This is a genomic window from Thalassoglobus polymorphus (assembly GCF_007744255.1).
GTDB lineage: Bacteria > Planctomycetota > Planctomycetia > Planctomycetales > Planctomycetaceae > Thalassoglobus > Thalassoglobus polymorphus.
The window spans coordinates 3,278,892-3,294,911 of sequence record NZ_CP036267.1 but is presented as its reverse complement, the minus strand read 5'-3'; the positions used below and the strand labels follow the sequence as shown (position 1 = coordinate 3,294,911).

Annotated in this window: 12 protein-coding genes and 1 other RNA gene; 5 read left to right on the top strand and 8 right to left on the bottom strand. The window is 48.3% G+C overall.

What is annotated here, in order from left to right:
- Window positions 1-481: 481 nt before the first annotated feature.
- Window positions 482-2,608 carry a protein kinase domain-containing protein gene (locus tag Mal48_RS11840; RefSeq protein WP_145199414.1) on the bottom strand — a complete coding sequence of 709 codons (2,127 nt, stop codon included), beginning with the start codon at window positions 2,606-2,608 and terminating at the stop codon, window positions 482-484.
- Window positions 2,609-2,767: 159 nt separating this feature from the next.
- A complete protein-coding gene (locus Mal48_RS11835) occupies window positions 2,768-3,391 on the bottom strand; it encodes an RNA polymerase sigma factor (protein ID WP_197441650.1) in 624 nt (207 codons plus the stop codon).
- 353 nt (window positions 3,392-3,744) lie between these two features.
- On the opposite strand from Mal48_RS11835, the gene Mal48_RS11830 reads away from it, so the two are divergent.
- The 3 genes from Mal48_RS11830 to Mal48_RS11820 all read left to right on the top strand — a co-directional run bounded on the left by Mal48_RS11830 (window position 3,745) and on the right by Mal48_RS11820 (window position 5,642).
- Window positions 3,745-4,728 carry a PEP-CTERM sorting domain-containing protein gene (locus Mal48_RS11830; RefSeq protein ID WP_197441649.1) on the top strand — a complete coding sequence of 328 codons (984 nt, stop codon included), beginning with the start codon at window positions 3,745-3,747 and terminating at the stop codon, window positions 4,726-4,728.
- 192 nt (window positions 4,729-4,920) lie between these two features.
- Window positions 4,921-5,238 (top strand): hypothetical protein, encoded by a 318-nt coding sequence (locus tag Mal48_RS11825; RefSeq protein ID WP_145199405.1) that lies wholly within the window; start codon window positions 4,921-4,923, stop codon window positions 5,236-5,238.
- Between the two features lie 140 nt (window positions 5,239-5,378).
- Complete coding sequence (locus tag Mal48_RS11820) at window positions 5,379-5,642, top strand: hypothetical protein (RefSeq protein ID WP_145199402.1); 264 nt, start codon at window positions 5,379-5,381, stop codon at window positions 5,640-5,642.
- Window positions 5,643-6,292: 650 nt separating this feature from the next.
- On the opposite strand, the gene Mal48_RS11815 is transcribed toward Mal48_RS11820, so the two are convergent.
- Window positions 6,293-7,111 (bottom strand): HNH endonuclease, encoded by an 819-nt coding sequence (locus Mal48_RS11815; RefSeq protein ID WP_145199399.1) that lies wholly within the window; start codon window positions 7,109-7,111, stop codon window positions 6,293-6,295.
- A 459-nt stretch (window positions 7,112-7,570) separates the two neighbouring features.
- Between Mal48_RS11815 and Mal48_RS11810 the strand changes: the two genes are divergently transcribed.
- Window positions 7,571-8,646 (top strand): IS3 family transposase gene (locus Mal48_RS11810; RefSeq protein WP_145198569.1). Its coding sequence is split into 2 segments (ribosomal slippage): window positions 7,571-7,823 and window positions 7,823-8,646, totalling 1,077 coding nucleotides; the frame shifts between segments, so codons are not numbered across the junction.
- A gap of 14 nt (window positions 8,647-8,660) precedes the next feature.
- Here Mal48_RS11810 and Mal48_RS23265 read toward each other — a convergent pair.
- From Mal48_RS23265 to Mal48_RS11795, 4 genes are all read right to left on the bottom strand, one after another.
- Window positions 8,661-8,804: a hypothetical protein gene (locus Mal48_RS23265; RefSeq protein ID WP_197441648.1), complete on the bottom strand. Its 144-nt coding sequence runs from the start codon at window positions 8,802-8,804 to the stop codon at window positions 8,661-8,663.
- A gap of 198 nt (window positions 8,805-9,002) precedes the next feature.
- Window positions 9,003-9,358: a transfer-messenger RNA gene (gene ssrA / locus Mal48_RS11805) on the bottom strand.
- A gap of 292 nt (window positions 9,359-9,650) precedes the next feature.
- Complete coding sequence (locus Mal48_RS11800; RefSeq protein WP_197441647.1) at window positions 9,651-11,210, bottom strand: hypothetical protein; 1,560 nt, start codon at window positions 11,208-11,210, stop codon at window positions 9,651-9,653.
- A 146-nt stretch (window positions 11,211-11,356) separates the two neighbouring features.
- Window positions 11,357-12,658, bottom strand: a complete 1,302-nt coding sequence (locus tag Mal48_RS11795; protein WP_145199396.1) for a CehA/McbA family metallohydrolase domain-containing protein — start codon at window positions 12,656-12,658, stop codon at window positions 11,357-11,359.
- A 592-nt stretch (window positions 12,659-13,250) separates the two neighbouring features.
- Here Mal48_RS11795 and Mal48_RS11790 point away from each other — a divergent pair.
- Window positions 13,251-14,540 (top strand): polysaccharide biosynthesis/export family protein, encoded by a 1,290-nt coding sequence (locus Mal48_RS11790; RefSeq protein WP_197441646.1) that lies wholly within the window; start codon window positions 13,251-13,253, stop codon window positions 14,538-14,540.
- 279 nt (window positions 14,541-14,819) lie between these two features.
- Here the strand turns inward: Mal48_RS11790 and Mal48_RS11785 are convergent, their stop codons facing one another.
- Window positions 14,820-15,929, bottom strand: coding sequence for a Gfo/Idh/MocA family protein (locus Mal48_RS11785; RefSeq protein ID WP_145199393.1), 1,110 nt, complete (start codon window positions 15,927-15,929; stop codon window positions 14,820-14,822).
- Window positions 15,930-16,020: the final 91 nt, after the last annotated feature.

Genomic DNA, 16,020 nt, shown 5'->3' with positions numbered 1-16,020 from the left:
AGCGTCTGCTCCTTTCGAGTGGAAACCAGAAGCTGTCTCTTAAGTTTGTAAGGTATCCCCGAACGTTGATCTGTTCAACTCTCCGAATGGATTAAAATTCCGGCAAATCAATCTTGAGCGGCTGCTCAAAAATTGAGTGACTCAGTCCCAGTTCAACAGTCTTGCCAGAGCTTTGAGCAAATTGCGCATTTCAAAAACCCGAAATGATTCTGACTCGATGTGTGGTTAAAGCGACAGGAGAGATTCTTGAGCGATCTCTCTGTGGTCTAATGCAGTTTGAAAAAGATGTACGCGAACAGTCCCGTGAAAATCAGTGATTCATCAGATGAAAATCGCTCTACACGGACACAAGAAACACGTTCTTCATGGGGACACGGTAAAGCAAACTGCTTTAGTAGTGGTACCAGTTATGTTGGGATTTGGGGCCGCAGAGTTGTCATGTCGGTGGCTCCGGGGCAAATAGAGGAGCTGACATAAAATATTAATGTTTCACATGACAATCCGGAATCGCATGACGAAGTGCCTCGACTCCTTGAGTGGTTACAGATGTCTGCTGCAGGTTGAGTTCTTTGAGCTGTTTCAAGTTTGTTAGATGCAGGAGTCCCTCATCAGTAATTTTTGTAAGTTGCAACTGCAGATACTTGATTCTTGGTGCAGACTCAACGAGTTGGATCAGTCCTGCGTCTGATACGTTTGTCGATGAGAGGTTCAGTCTAATCAGGTTGGGGAAATTCTTTAAATGGCTGAGCCCTGAGTTTGAGATTGCGGTGCCATTCAATTGAATTTCTCGCAAGCGAGTCTGTTTGGAGAGAACCTCTAACCCAGCACCAGAAATTGAAGTTTTGCCAAGTCCTAAAGTCTCCAACTTTGATAGCTCATTGTAGCTGACCAGAGCCTGGTCGGTGATTTGCGTTCCACCGACATAAAGCCATCTCAGGGTCTTGATTTTTGAAAGTCCGATTAAGCCACGATCTGTGAGCGAGGAATTGTTCGACAGGGTTAATCCGTCGATCATGGAAAGCCGCTGAAACGGGAGAATGTCAATATTGGAAACTCCCCGGTCAATCAGTGAAATGGATCGAATACGAAAAGGGCCTTCCTCAGGGATCTCCTTCACACTCTGAATTTTGCCATGTGGATGTCGAACAACTTCCCCTCCTTTTTCTAGAACCCATTCTGCAATCTGGCGTTCCTGCAATTGTTCGATCGGTGGCTGAGGCACTTTTGAAACCGAGGGAACTTGCTTTAACGTGTTCTTGCTTTGTGGTTGAGTTTCAGGTGAATCCGAACTTGATGCGATATTTCTCTCGATGTTTGAGAATCCGAACCACATTGATACAGCAGCCAGCGCAGTGAAGAACATTCCCCACATGAGACGTTGTTGAGATCGAACTCTCGGCTGTGCGGAGTGACGTGGTTCTCCATCTGTTGAATCAATTTCTCCGGCGACGACTTCATTCGAATGCATCTTTCTTTGCACAAGAGATGAGAGATCGTATCCAGCACAGAATGGTTGTAACGCTTCGATCAAATCCTTTGCTGAACTCGGTCGATCATTCGGCCTGCGTGCGGTGAACCGGCTCAGGATCTCGATAAGTTCTTTCGGGAGATCATCGCGTTTCGATAACGCTCTACACACGGACGATTTTTGAACTTTATTCGTGCCATGCTTTGAGTCATTTGACTCTTCGATTAAAGGGAGACCACCAGTCAGCAAGCTTTCTAGTGAGGCAGCAAGACTGTACAAGTCTGCTCGGGCATCAACCTGACTTGTCTCGAACTGCTCGGGAGCCATAAATCTTCTGGTTCCCAAAATCTGACCTGTGGCGGTCAAGTCTTCTTCGTCGATCAAGGTTGTTGAAAATCTTGATAATCCTAAATCGAGAACTTTCACGATGCCATCATTTGAGAGTATGAGGTTTGAGGGTTTGATATCGCGATGAACCATCCCTTGGCGATGGATCGCTTCGACTCCCAGTGCAGCTTGTCGGATTAACTCAGCAGCATCTGCAATCGGGAGTGGCCCCAGATCTTGAATCAGATCCGTGAAATTTCGTCCGTCAACGAACTCCATGACCAGATAAAATCTGCCTAAGTCTTCTCCACCATCTGTGGCCATTACCACATGAGGATGGCTGAACTGACCGAGTGCCTTCATTTCGCGTCGAAAGCGATCAATTGCGTGGGTACTCTCTTCTCTGTGCTTCGGAAGGAGTTTCATTGCGAAGGATTTATGAAGTTCAACATGCTCCGCTCGATAAACCTGACCCATCCCACCCTGGGCTATGAACTCCAAAATCTTGTAATGCCCAATTTGAGATCCAGCTTCGAGAATGGTTGAATTTTCCACTACGAGCGCAAATTCTTCGCCCTGCATCTGCTGAATTTTCGTCACTGCCTCAAGGTAGGCTGGCTCGCTCAGCAATTCGACAAGTACCGACTGTGATAAGATGTTCCTCAAAGTTGCTGAGGGATCGCGCCCGGCATCACTTGTCACCTCGCGACACGCTGCACACGTTTCAATATGCTCCTGGAAATACTTGTCGAGTGGATCAGAGGTCAACTCTGGTCCCGGTGGATCAGGTTTGTTGTGATCAGGGATCGGCATGGATGTCGAGTTCCGTTCTATTCTTGCCCGCCGGTGTGAGTCATCTCCGCTGCTTGCCTCTTCTTCCTCTCAGAAAAAAAATAAGTTCATGCAGGATAAGACAACACCACCAAGAACGTTCAAGCATAACGCCAAATGTTATGTGGCTGAAGGATTGTTTTATTCCTCTAGAAACCCTTCGAGTTCCTCTCGTAGTCGCTTACGAATTCGGAAAATAGCCATGTTGACTGCATCGATTGAGATCCCCAACTCGTTTGCGATTTCCTGCCGTGGACGCCCCGCCAGTTCAGACTGCCAGAACGCCTTCCAGCTTTCCTCCTTATATCGTGGCCGTAATTCATCCAGAAGACGGTTAATTAAAATGGACTGCTCACAAATTTCTTCGCCCGACTCAGGTGACTCGGAATCAAAGTTCCCCGGAAACAAATCGGGGACCTGGCTGAGCCTTTGGATCGCGTCTGAGCCACCAGTCGCTTGTGTTTTGTGTGCGTTTCGCCGATGAAAATCGTGAATCTTATTAGACGTCAACACACGCAGCCAACCACGAAATGTCCCTGGCTGACCGTTCTCGTTGTTCGCTTTTCTTCTCTCAAACTCCCCTATCGACCGAGTCACGGCTGCGAACACTTCCTGTAGAACATCGGCTGCGTCCTCAGCGGAGAGTTCCGCCCGATGCCGACACCAGTGATAGACCAGCGGGCTGTATATCCGCACGAGTCTCTCCCAAGCCGGCGGGTCGTGCCGGCGAACACCATCGATCAAATCGGAGGAAGTCGAGACCATCGAAGAAATTCTCAACGCAAAAAAGAAAAGATGCGCAAGCAAGAAGAATTCAACCCCGATTCTCTGCTTCACGCTACAACCCGGAAAAGACGCAACTACAAAGATAATGTGATGATAAGTTGAATTCCAGTCACAAATGCTGCAAGCAGTAGTCGGACTCATTCACAACCTTCGAGCGTCTCATTGTTTGCGTGGAATTTCGAGACATTCACCAAAACATGTGGTTTCGCGTTATGCCACTTCGTTCTTGTCAAGGGTGGAAATCTTGCCCACACAAATCTGAATTCTTCCAGACCTGAGAAGATTGAACCCTCATTTACAAGGTTGAAAGATAGAAAATGAAATTGTGTAAAATGTCTCGAAAAGTGTCAAAATTCGGTTTCATCTGTATGTGTTCTATCGCTATCGGTCTACCCAAAATGGTTGAAGCTGGACTTGTCGGTAGTACCTTCAACTATGCGAGAAATTTTAATGGAGGAACTCCGGAGGAAGCGACAAATATCCTTGTGCGAGACGGAGGCGCCCCCGAGATTGTCTCTGGTGGAACAACCGATCTTGGAAACGTATTCACAAATTACACATTCGATGTCCGAGAGACGAGCATTGTCATGAATGCGGTGGACGGTGGTAATTTCAGCCCTTTTGCTGAACACGTTATCGAGTTTTCGGACCTAAACGCGGTAAATCGTCCACAAGCAAAGATTGTAGGCGCAACCTACCAACTTATCACCCCCGAAGTGAGACACTTTGGCCAGAACCACATCAGCGTGACTGACGACTCGCTGACTTTGGACGTTACTGGAACAGTCAATGAGTTTGGGCAGGTGTTTAATGCTTCTTTTGGAGCTGGCTCATCGTTCCTGATTGATCTTGAATTCGAAGGGCTTTTCGATCCATCGAATGCATCATTCGACAATGACTCCGATATCGACCAACTGACACTCGATTTTGGAACTGTTGAAGTCGGTTCCGGTCCCGCAACCTTACCGTTTTCAATCACAAACCTAAGCGGACCGGGGCCACTTGCACCTTTGAGTTTTCTCTCTGCATTTTTCTCTGGAGGAAACACGGCATTCTCGACGAATCTGACAGGATTTCCAGATCTGGATGAAGGAGGAACGCAGAACTTCCTTGCCACATTGAGTACTGGTGCAGTAGGGACTTACTCTTCGCGATTCAACATCTTTCTGAATGACGAGACTGATAGCTCGACTCAGTTTCTTAGATTAACTCTGAATGGAAATGTTGAAGAATCTGCCGTCCCAGAACCTTCCAGTTTCGCTTTGCTCGCGATGAGCCTCATTTGTCTGGCTGGTCCAATGCTCTGGCGAAAATAAAAAGCAACTGGGACTAGCAACAGTCGTGCAATCAAACGTGCAATCAAACGAGTAATCAAACGAGTAATCAAACGAGTAATCAAACGAGTAATCAAACGAGTAATCACGGCAGATAGATACTGCCACTGGGGAGAAGAATTTCCATTCAATAAAGCTCATTCTTTCTAATTCAAACAGCATTGGACAACGCTCATGGGACTTCTCAAAAAACTCTTTGGCAGCAAACCAGTTCAACCGAGACGGATTGATTTGCGACCGGCACACGAACGTGAGTCGGAACGTGCGGTTCAGTCGGACCTGGGTGGTGAAGACGAGCAACTCGCCCAACGACTTTGCCAACTAATGCGAAGCGGAGACCATGCGACCGCCAGACAGATCGGAGAACAGATCAATGCCAATGGCGGAAAACCCCGCATGGTACGCATCTGCCTGCGAGTCAAAGTTCTCGGCGGAGATGCTCGTACATTGGAACGAACCGTGTGGAACGGAGTGGGAGACTGGAGAGGTTAGCACCGGCCAGAAAACGTAGCGCTTGTTGGAGGGATGTTTTTCGGGATAAAAGTGTCGCGCCCGGATGATCACTTGTTGTCAGGTGTTCAGACTGTTGGTCTTTTGACCAACTCTTTGAACTTCAAGACAGCGAGGGACGGGTGTTTACTGACATGCAGAAGTGGGCGAAGATTCGTCGTCGTGTTTTGACAGGCCAGATCAGTAATCGAGGCGCGTGCCGTGAATACGATATTCACTGGGAGACGCTGGGAAAAATTCTGACGTTCATCGAACCGCCAGGTTACCGGTTGAGTCAACCTCGTGGTTCCAAGATCGATCCTTACATGTCGATCATCGAGGAGATTCTGAAGTCGGACAAGAAGGTTCATCGCAAACAGCGTCATACTGCTCAGGGGGAGATCTGAAAATTGACTGAGCGGATTACCTGATGACTACAATGGCATACGGAAACTACTGAGATACGTCCCTAATACCGCTTATTCACGCCATGTTTTGCATGGTCTTACAACGCTTTGCAAAAGTAATCAATCTTCGTAAGATGTTGGTGTCCCGAGCCTTGAGACCGCTCGGACGAAGCTTAAAGTTCGCCTTCGGAACCGGAGGTTGGGGGTTCGAATCCCTCCGGGGTGTACTTTGAACACGATTGAAACGCTGAGGAATCACCATTCCTCAGCGTTTTATCGTTTCTGGCTTCATCTGCTTGCGAAGCCTAGCTACATCTTGCGCTTATGTTCAGCATACTGGAGAATCACTCACCGCACTGGCCGACCTATCTGGCCTCTCCAGAAATCGAGCGAAGGAAGCAATTGAGATATTGATCGAATCTGGCGATGCAGAAACCTGCAAAGTGATCAAAGGCCAGAATAAGCGTGAGTTGGATGGATACAAACTGGCCAATAATGATGGCCAATCCATTGCCCCGGACACCCGGGTAAAATGAGCAGATTGAAGTTGTCCGCCTAGTTAAATTGAGTTGACCAGCGGAGCAAGGCTTGGCATACGTGCGAAGTGTGGGGATTCATTAAACAAAATACGCCCCTTCCGGGATTGTAAATTAATCGCCGTTGTGTTCCTGAGAACATCGATCCATTAGCTCAAAAAATAGATCTGTCGGAGCCGTTGGGGCTGGCATGAAAACACCAATATGAGAAATGGTTGCTTTCTTCACTCGCAAAATCACGAGAAAGAATTGGACGTCATTTACATTTCCAACGGACACTAAATGCGGCTCATGGTCAGGGAAATTGTCTTTGTTGCGAAACTCCACAATCATCGAGCCAAGACGAGGAAATTCTTGCGTTGGATCACAGATTCTTCGTCTCAAAATCTGAACGACATCGTGAACCACATATTGGTATCCAAAGCACCTAAAGAGGACAAGATAGGCTGCGCGGAGTGCTGCACGATTGAATTGATTCTTTGCATAACCGAATGAAAACGTCACCTTCATTTTTTCGACTAATCCAGCCTGGAATTCATCCTTTACCAAGTCGTTTACTCTAGGATCGGTCGCCTTACCAACGACATGAAAGTTTTTGTTTTTCCAATCAAGATTTGCAACCATCCTTTTGCCGTTGATGTTCAATTCAGTGGCGATTGTCCCGTGACCCTGAAGTGCATCCTTTAGCTTTTGAAACTGAGAGAGGTGTGAATCCAATGAACTTCCATGCTCGTTGTTACAGCTGCGGCATGTCAGCACTTTCGCCGAACCGCCGACAGAACCGGGGAGCGCGTGCTCAATCGATAGATCATTGTAAGCTGTTTCTTCCCAGCACAGTGGGCAGATCAGAGCATCTTCATGATCTGTCGGCAAATCAACAGATGTTTGGCTGGCTCGATAATTCTCAAAAAGTGCTTTCTTATTACGTTTCATTGGGCTTCCATTCTTGTTCCAGATTCTTCATTTCAAACACACTGGAAGAACGACCTGGATTCGGGAGCACATGTATTTTGCGAGAATTCAAATTTGCCTGAATTAGTAACTTCGAGGCCTCGCAAAACCTCACGTTTTTCACAATACCATTGGGAACCGTCGCGGATCTGGACAGGCTTTCTTTCTGTGACATGTCGTCTTTTGACAGTCGTAACTTTTAGCATGGTATCGCATTGCGATGATTTTTGCTTCTGGAATCGCGAAAACGTCTGTGACAAATCCGATCACTTGCCATCGTGTTTTGCTGTGGCAGCTTTACGATCTGCTCAGTCTGACGTCGTCGTTTCGTCGTCAGAATCTCCCTCGGCCTTCATCGTGATCTGCTCCCAAAAAACTGATCCATTCTAAGTGAGAAAATCTCTGTTAGAATCTGGTCGTCCATTTTGAAGAAAGATGACCATGAAGAAGAGTCAATTTACCGATCAGCAGATTGCTTTTGCACTCAAGCAAGCCGAGACTGGCACACCAATCGAAGAGGTTTGTCGCAAGCTCGGAATTAGCCAGCAGACGTTCTATCGTTGGAAGAAGAAGTTTGCTGGGCTCGGTACGGAGGAGCTTCGCCGCTTGAAATCTTTGGAGGAAGAGAACAAGCGTTTGAAGTCGCTGGTGGCAGATCTGAGCCTGGACAAGCAGATCTTACAGGATGTCCTTTCAAAAAAGCTCTAAAGCCTGCCCGCCTTCGTGAATGCGTCGAAGGAGCCAAGTCGTGCTATCGAATCAGTGAGCGACGTGCTTGCGTTTTGGTTGGCTTGGCTCGTTCAAGTCATCGATATCAATCCACGAAGGATGAGCAGGTCGCTCTACGAATGCGTTTGAAGGAGTTGGCAGCCATTCGAGTTCACTACGGATATCGGCGACTTCACATTTTGCTGCGTCGTGAAGGCTGGGAGGTGAATGCCAAGCGTGTGTATCGGATCTACCGCGAGGAAAGGCTGAGTCTGCGAACCAAGACTCCCAGGCGTCGAGTGAGTTGCCGGACACGCATTAACGACTGCTGGGCGATGGATTTCATGTCTGACGAACTCTTTGATGGCCGCCAGATTCGTCTGTTGACGATAGTCGATCACTTTACTCGTGAGAGTCTTGCGATCGAGGTTGGCCAGCGAATGCGAGGCAAGGAGGTTGTCTCAGTCCTGGAGGACTTGGCTTGTGATCGCACGTTGCCAAAAACGATTCGTGTGGACAACGGCCCCGAGTTCACATCGAAAATTTTAGACCAGTGGGCGTATGCCAATGGAGTGACACTCGACTTCAGTAGACCCGGAAAACCCACGGATAACGCATTCATTGAATCCTTCAACGGAAGCGTGCGGGCAGAGTGTCTGAATGAAAATTGGTTCTTGTCGCTTGACGACGCGAAGAAGAAGACAGAAGCTTGGCGCGTTGACTACAACGAACATCGACCCCACAGCGCTTTGGGCAACCTGGCCCCCAAAGATTTCGCTTCATCTGGCCAGGCTAGCCTGGCCAGATGAAGCCATTGATTTTCTCATAAAGAATGGCCCAGAAAAGTGGAGCAGGTCACGATGAATCGGTGTTCCTTGCGGCTGCTATCGGCATCCACCCGGAATCCGAGATACGGGCGAAATCGACCTTTGGAGTCAGGTTTCAGTTGTCTTCCGCGTGCAGGCATGTCGTGTCTCCAATCTGGTGAACGGAAGTTCCAAACTGGAGTCACTAGGGGGTGCCCAGAATCGAGCATCGGATCGGCCAACCTGACACTTTCGGCCGCTAACCTGACACAGAGCGTTTTCCGAAGTCCTTTCGCAGCAAGGGATTTGACGTAAACGCAATAAAAAAAGCCGCCTTACGATGATCGTAAGACGGCTTAAGATGGAGGCGGCGGGAATTGAACCCGCGTCCTGTGAGTCCTGAAGTGAGGCGTCTACATGTATAGTCGTCCTATTGGTCTTAGCTGCCTTTGCGACGAACGACAGTCTCGCCGGCAGAGCAGGTCGCAACGAATCTTACTTCAGAAGTAGCAACCATTGGTCTGAAGCCAGCCTGATTTTGTGACCGAACTTCGAACTCCTCAGGCAGGGATTTCTTGTTCGGGGAAGCCTATTAGGCAACCATAGCAAATTGGTTATTTGCAATTATTGTGTGATCAGCTTTTTACGTGGCCTGCCGATCAACCACGACACGCAACCTTCACCCGCGGTAAACCAGTCGAATCCGATCGCCCCCGAGAACTTATATCTTACGCAATCAGTCTATCAGAGCAAAGGGGCAATGCTCCAGAATTTCATAAGTGTTCCTCGGGGCCGCGAAGCGAGTCTTTCTTCAGGCGAAGTGCAGGGCACCACGGAAATGAAGGCGTAAATCTTTTCGGGAACGCTCGAGTACGATTTTGCAATCGTGAGTGCTTGACAAGCCTTGAGCACGAAATATGGGTTCTCAGAAAACTTCGGCTTTAATTCAGTTGCAAATCCGAGAATTTTCTCAATGCTTGAATCACTTGACGATTTCTTCGAATTCATCAAAGTTCTTTGAGCATCGCTGCAACTTTGCTTTCGAAGATCTCCTGCCATTCGGGAGCGAGAATGCAATCGCTATCTTCTTGTGCGCCGCCAACGTTCATGAGTTGTTCAGCGGTCGGTGCATAATAGATGTATCCATTCGTGTATCCTGCGACAAAGGTTGGTTGATGCGGGGATGCTTTTTTGATGTTTAATCCGATTCGGACCGTCAACTCCCCAGGGAAAGTGACGAGGACAAAATTTCCAACGCGGAGCGCACCGACTTCGACATCAATCGTCCGTTTTCCGGATGCGATCATACTGGCCTGATGTTTATTGAGCAGTCTTAAATTTGTGTTGACCCGGGTTAACTCTTCCATCGTATGAATGTTCTTGATGTAGGCTTCAATGTTTCGGCGGTTTTCTGCATCAAGGTGACGCAGAGTCTTTCTGTCGAGGGCGTCATCATGCAAGTAGCGGTGCGAGTAATAAGAGGGGAACTCGTCGGACAGATTGTATTTCATGACTAACGGAAGAAATGTTTTGAGATTCAGACTCGTTCCACCTAGCGACTGGACGAGTTGTCGTTGCCTGGCTTCCAGCTGAGCGATACGCTCGGCGCGGTCACCTCGCGGGAGCGTCAGCAATTCGTTGAAAACCGTCAGGCGATTGTCCTCCTGGCATTCAATTTTTCGAACAGCTTGCAGCGTGCTCAGTCCAAGCATATTGCCTAAGGGCTCAGCATGACGCGGATGGTCGGTATCTTTGTAGTCGATCGGGTTGATGTCTCCGCCACACCCTTGGACGAAGAGCGCGATTGCTCCTTCTGACAGATTGTCCTCAATCACTTTTGATGAGTACCCAGTCATGTCTGCCGTATTCGCTCCTCCGGGGACGCCTTGAATGGGGTGGCAGGCGAAGTTGTATACGACAGCGAGAGTTCGTCCATCTTCTCGTTCGAGTTTCAAAATTCCGATTTGTGGATCGATTGGCCCAACTTCAGCGACTTCTTCGTCAGCGGGAAGCGAATAGGCATGGCGCACGTCGGCTTCCTTACCGCTTTTTAATTTCAGTCGTCGGTTTTCCTGAATGCGGTCTTCGTGACCGATCCCGACGCCAACGCGAACTGGTTCGAGATTCTCGATTGCCTGCGTGACGGCCTGGACTGTCCTGTCAGCGACATCCGGCACGACGATTCCGTGACAGTGGCTGGCATTGACCATGACGTTTGAAGGTGCGATCCCTAATTTGCTTTGCAGTTGTTTTCGAACCGATGGAAGATAGTCGTTTTTAATTGGTCCGATTTCACCGATTGCAACTGCATCAACAGAAACGATAACGGCCACAGTCTCGCCAGACTTGATCACCAATGCGCGAGCATAAAGTGTATCGTTGACGGGGCCGGCGTCACGATGGGTGACATCAACTTTCGCAGCTCCTGCTTGCAGACCTTCTGCATGGATCGTTTGAATTGAAGAGAGGAAAATCAGTCCTGAAAGCACTAGCGAACGCAACCGGATTAAGCTTTGGATGCTTCTCGTCTCGTGAAGACCATTTGTTTGTTTCAGTGATATCATCATTTCGTTTCCGCACAGAATTGCATGTCGTTAATACGAAAGAATCCGGTCGACGAATCAACGAGCGACCGGACTCTTGAAAGATAGTATGAGTCACAAGAAGCTTCGCGACTACAGTCACGTTAAATTTCTTGTTAATCTCTTGTCATTTATTCAGGAGCAACTGGCTGTACCCAAGCTTGTTTCTTATCGCCGACCTCTGAAGGGTTTGGATGATCTGCAGAGGATGTCACGCGAGCACGGACATAAAGTTCTTTGCCGGTAAACTTATATGTCGCAGATGTTCCTTCATTCTTCTGAAGAACTTTGCCCAGATCGGGACTGTATCTGTGAGTGGTTGAGAGCGGTTCGCCTTTGTCATTGAGGAGAGGTTCACCTTCGAGGGGAGTTCCTTCGAGTGTGCCTATGAATTCAATGGTGTAGGTCTCCCCTTCGACTGGATCGATCACCACTTCCATTTGTCCGTTCTTCGTTTCAAACGACTTCAATGAGACTCCAGAAGAGGAATAGAAATCTCCCGCTTCGAGCGCGCGAATTAATGCTTCCGCTTTCAATTCTTTTCCACGAACCATGACCCACCCTCGGCCCGGTTCACTCGCTCGACTGGGGATGTTGTGGTAGTTGTGTCCATCATCAGTAGCCAGACCATACATGATTGGCAGGTCGTATTTCCCCAGTCGCTGTGAAAGAACGATGTCCCAAATTCGTTCAGTTGAAGCATGAGTGGCATCACCAGTGTTATGAACACCGGGGTGTCCATTGTAGACTTCGAAGAACTTCTCTCCCTGAACTCGCACGAGATCTTCAGCTGTGATCGCGTATCCAAAATTCGGATGATTGAGGTGAATCATCATTACTTGGCCGGTTCGTTCTCTTTGAGCAATCGCTGCATCGACATTATTTTGTATCGTCTCGAAGACACTGGAACCATGGCGAGGCGCAATGACTTCTTTCACATTACTCACGTTCAAGTGAATCGGATGGCGATGGAAGCTGTCGCTAATTTCCTCACCTTGAATCAAAAGGTATTTCCCAGGTCGATTGAGTTTTTCAGAGACCTCGGTGAACTTCCTCAAGCGAACCTCTAATTTCCCATCCCTTGTTCGTTCGTCGATCCAATCAGGATAATTCTTCTTCAACTTGTCATAGGCTTTCTGCTTGCCCTTTGTTTTTTCCACAACAACCCATCGTTCGCTATCCGCAAGCACGTTATGGTCGGTGAAAACAAGAAACTGGTAACCTTGCTCACGATACCAGAGACCGATGTTCTCCAGGTAATCATCGCCGTCGCTCCAGTGTGAGTGAGTGTGCAAATTCCCTTTGAACCATTGCGTGGGAAGTGAGCCAACATCTCGGGCGGGGTCGGCTTGCAATGAGCGATCGCTCAGGACCGCGAAACTGGCGACAGCCAGTGCAACGACGACAGAAGCAAGAACAATAGGACGAAACATATTTCTTCCGTTTTGATTTCCAAGTGGTGAGGCAGGTCAGATGAAAATGACAGGGTTGGGATCAATTCAATCATAGGTTTATGAAGAAGATGGCTGCGGGCCGATCATTATCTGCTTCTGTTGATGCGTTTACAACCAATAGATTTGATTTCATTTCTCAGAAATTTTCTCATCAGAGTCTGTTGTCCGGGGACATTTGCGAGGCGAACAAGGAGGCTTGAGTCCAAAGATGAATTTCATGCGAATTCTTTAAGAAAATCAAACGGAAGTCCGGTCTGGTAATTTCTGGAAAGTAGGTGATTGTGCAATTGGAATTCGCAGCTCCGATAATCAAATTTCCCGTCAAAACAGGCATTTTTGAGATGAGTTTTCATCACTCTCCCCCGATGTCAAGTCCGATAGTAAGACGTATGAAGCTCTCACCGAACTGAGTGAGTGGTTGTCGATTCAGTTATGGACGACGATGTCATCAGTTTTGTTTGAGATTCACAATGGCCTGACTTCTATGTGCGAGACGTAGACCTCATCTACGAGGGTTTAATAATCGGGCTTGCAAGGACGCGTCGTAGATTACATCTCAAGGAAGAATTTCATGTCATCACTAATGGCAACACAACAGCGACAACTGTTTGGAGTCATTTGTTTGAGCGTCGCTCTTCTGAATGGCTGTTCACTCTGTGACAACCTTCAAGCGGTCCCTGCGAATCGGGTCCCTGAGGAATTCCTTGGGCGTGGTAAAGAGCAGATGCAAGACATCTCCTTGTCACGATTGCGTCAAGATCAGGTTGATGCCTATCGGCTTGCATCTGGTGATGTACTGGGAGTGTACATTGAAAATGTCTTGGGGACTCCAGATTCTTCCCCGCCAGTTCACTTCCCAACAGAAGGAAATCAGGCACCTGCTTTAGGATTCCCGATTCCGGTCCGCGAAGACGGAACCGTCGATCTTCCCTATGTCGACTCGATTCCTGTCAATGATTTGACCGTTGTTGAAGCGACGGATCTGATTCGTGAGGTCTACGCCAAGAATCAAATTTTAGAAAGCGAACAAGCGAAGGTGATTGTCACACTGATGCGTCGACGCGAAATTCAGGTGACGGTCATTCGCGAAGAGAGTGGAGGCGCTGAAGGAGTTAGCAAACGGGGAACAGGGACAACGGTTGAATTGCCTGCCTACGAAAACGACGTGATGCACGCTCTTAACTTGACTGGCGGCTTGCCAGGGACAGATGCCCTTAACGAAGTCTTCATCATTCGGGGAACATTCGAAGATGGATATGAACGCGATCAAATGATCGCTGCAATTAAAAATTGCAAAGCGGAATGTGAATGTCCTCCTGCAATTCCAGATGGCCCAACGATTACGAGAATCCCACTCCGTTTCTATTCTGAGAAAATTCCACAGTTCAAAGAAGAAGACATCATCCTTAAAGAAGGTGATATCGTATACATCCCAGCACGAGATCAGGAACGATACTATACAGGCGGCTTACTCACTGGGGGGGAACAATTATTGCCTCGTGATTACGACTTGGATGTCGTCGAAGCGGTCGCACTTGCTGGCGGAACATTTGCCAGTGGTGGAACGGGAATCGGCGGGATTTCACAAGGGGGAGGATTTGGAGGAGGAGGTTCTGGCAGAGACGTCGGAAAAAGTCCTTCCGACCTCATCGTGCTTCGCCGACTTGAATGCGGAGGACAGATTCCAATCCGAGTTGATCTCAACGAAGCACTTCAGAATCCGTCACAAAGGATCCTCGTCCAACCTGGCGATACTCTCATTCTTCGATACACACTCGCTGAAGAACTCTACAACGCCGCCATTAGTGTGATTGGGTTTAACTTCCTGCTTGACCAAGTCCAGAACGGAAGCTCTTTCTAGAGCAGTTTGCAGTGTCGTGTGCTCGTGAAGAACGCATGTCCCTAGAGCTGATCCTGAAATTTGAAATTGCTCTCTCAAACGTTGAGAAAAGCGGCTATTCCAGAGGTTTTCGGACTGGTTATAGTAAAATGCTGTTCGCCGTGAGGCAGGGCCTGTAGACCAATTCGATATAGCTCCCGGTGAGTCATCGGGGAGGTTAAAGACCACCCAACATGCAGCGATATTTCCTGCATGCTGCTCATGAATTGTATGTTCAATGCCCTTCTGGATGTCTCTTCATCACGACATCAGAGAGAGTGGATTGACCCGAGTTTCCAAAGGCATGGAAGCGGTCTTTCCAAGGCGTTGTGATTCGTAAACTGCTGCAATCATTTCGACGATGTCTCGACAATCTTCTACCGTACAGCGAGTCGGTCGTTGACTTTCTATACTGTCGATGAGATCGTTGATCGCTGCAATGTGCCCTCCTTCGTAGCTTCCATCTTTTCGGGTTTCAGGCTTTCCAATTCCGTTCGATGTAATCGTTTCCCACGTTTTTCTTGTTCGTCCGGGAGACCAACTGCTGTCACGCAAAATGTAAGCCGGAGTCAGATACCCGCTGGTCATTTCAATGACTCCTTTGGAACCAAAAATTTGCAGCCCAAATCGTGACGGTTTCCCAGCCATGGAACGTTTAGAAGCAAAGTAGCCGACGATGCCGTTTTCAAAATCGTAACGGGCTTGCACATGATCTCCAGAAATCAGCCCCAAACCTTCGCCTCCTTGAACGATGTCTTTGGCTGTAATTGGCTGTCCATTGTTAGTGACTGTCGCTGTGCACGAGACGGGATGGCCTCCTGCGAGGGATCGCATTAATCCAAAAACGTGAGAACCGAGTACCCACAGATCTTCACCTCCACCGCGGTGATCCTCTTTTCCACGGCCTCGAATCTCTAAAACTTCACCGATTTCACCAGATCTGATGATTTTCAAGACGACATCCAGAACTGGAGAGTATTGGCTGACATGTGCAATCCCGAGGCTGAGGTGCCTCATCTCCAGGTTTTGAACAACCTCATCAGAGAGTTTGAGGGTCGGGCAAAATGGCTTTTCCATGTAAACATGACAGCCCGCTTCGGCGGCAGCCATCAGCATCGCGTGGTGCTGATCAATCCAGCGGGGACAGATCGCCACGATATCGAGCTTTTCTTTCTGGAGCATTACGTTGTAGTCGGTGTACGTCGACTTGGCTTTAAGTCGACCTTGCGCCGCTTTCAGGCCGGCTGCATTGTCGTCTGCCACTGCAACGATGTCGATGTTCGGGAGTTTTGTAAACGCTTTGTCGACACTGTGCCCGTAGTTTCCTTTGCCAGTCGATCCAATGATTCCCACTCGATACTTCTTCGGCATTGCTTCGATCTCCTTGTTTTCCCAGGCTGAGACTTTAGTGGTGTTGAAGTTGAGTGGAGTGAAATATTCGGTTTTCAAAAGTTTGCGGAAG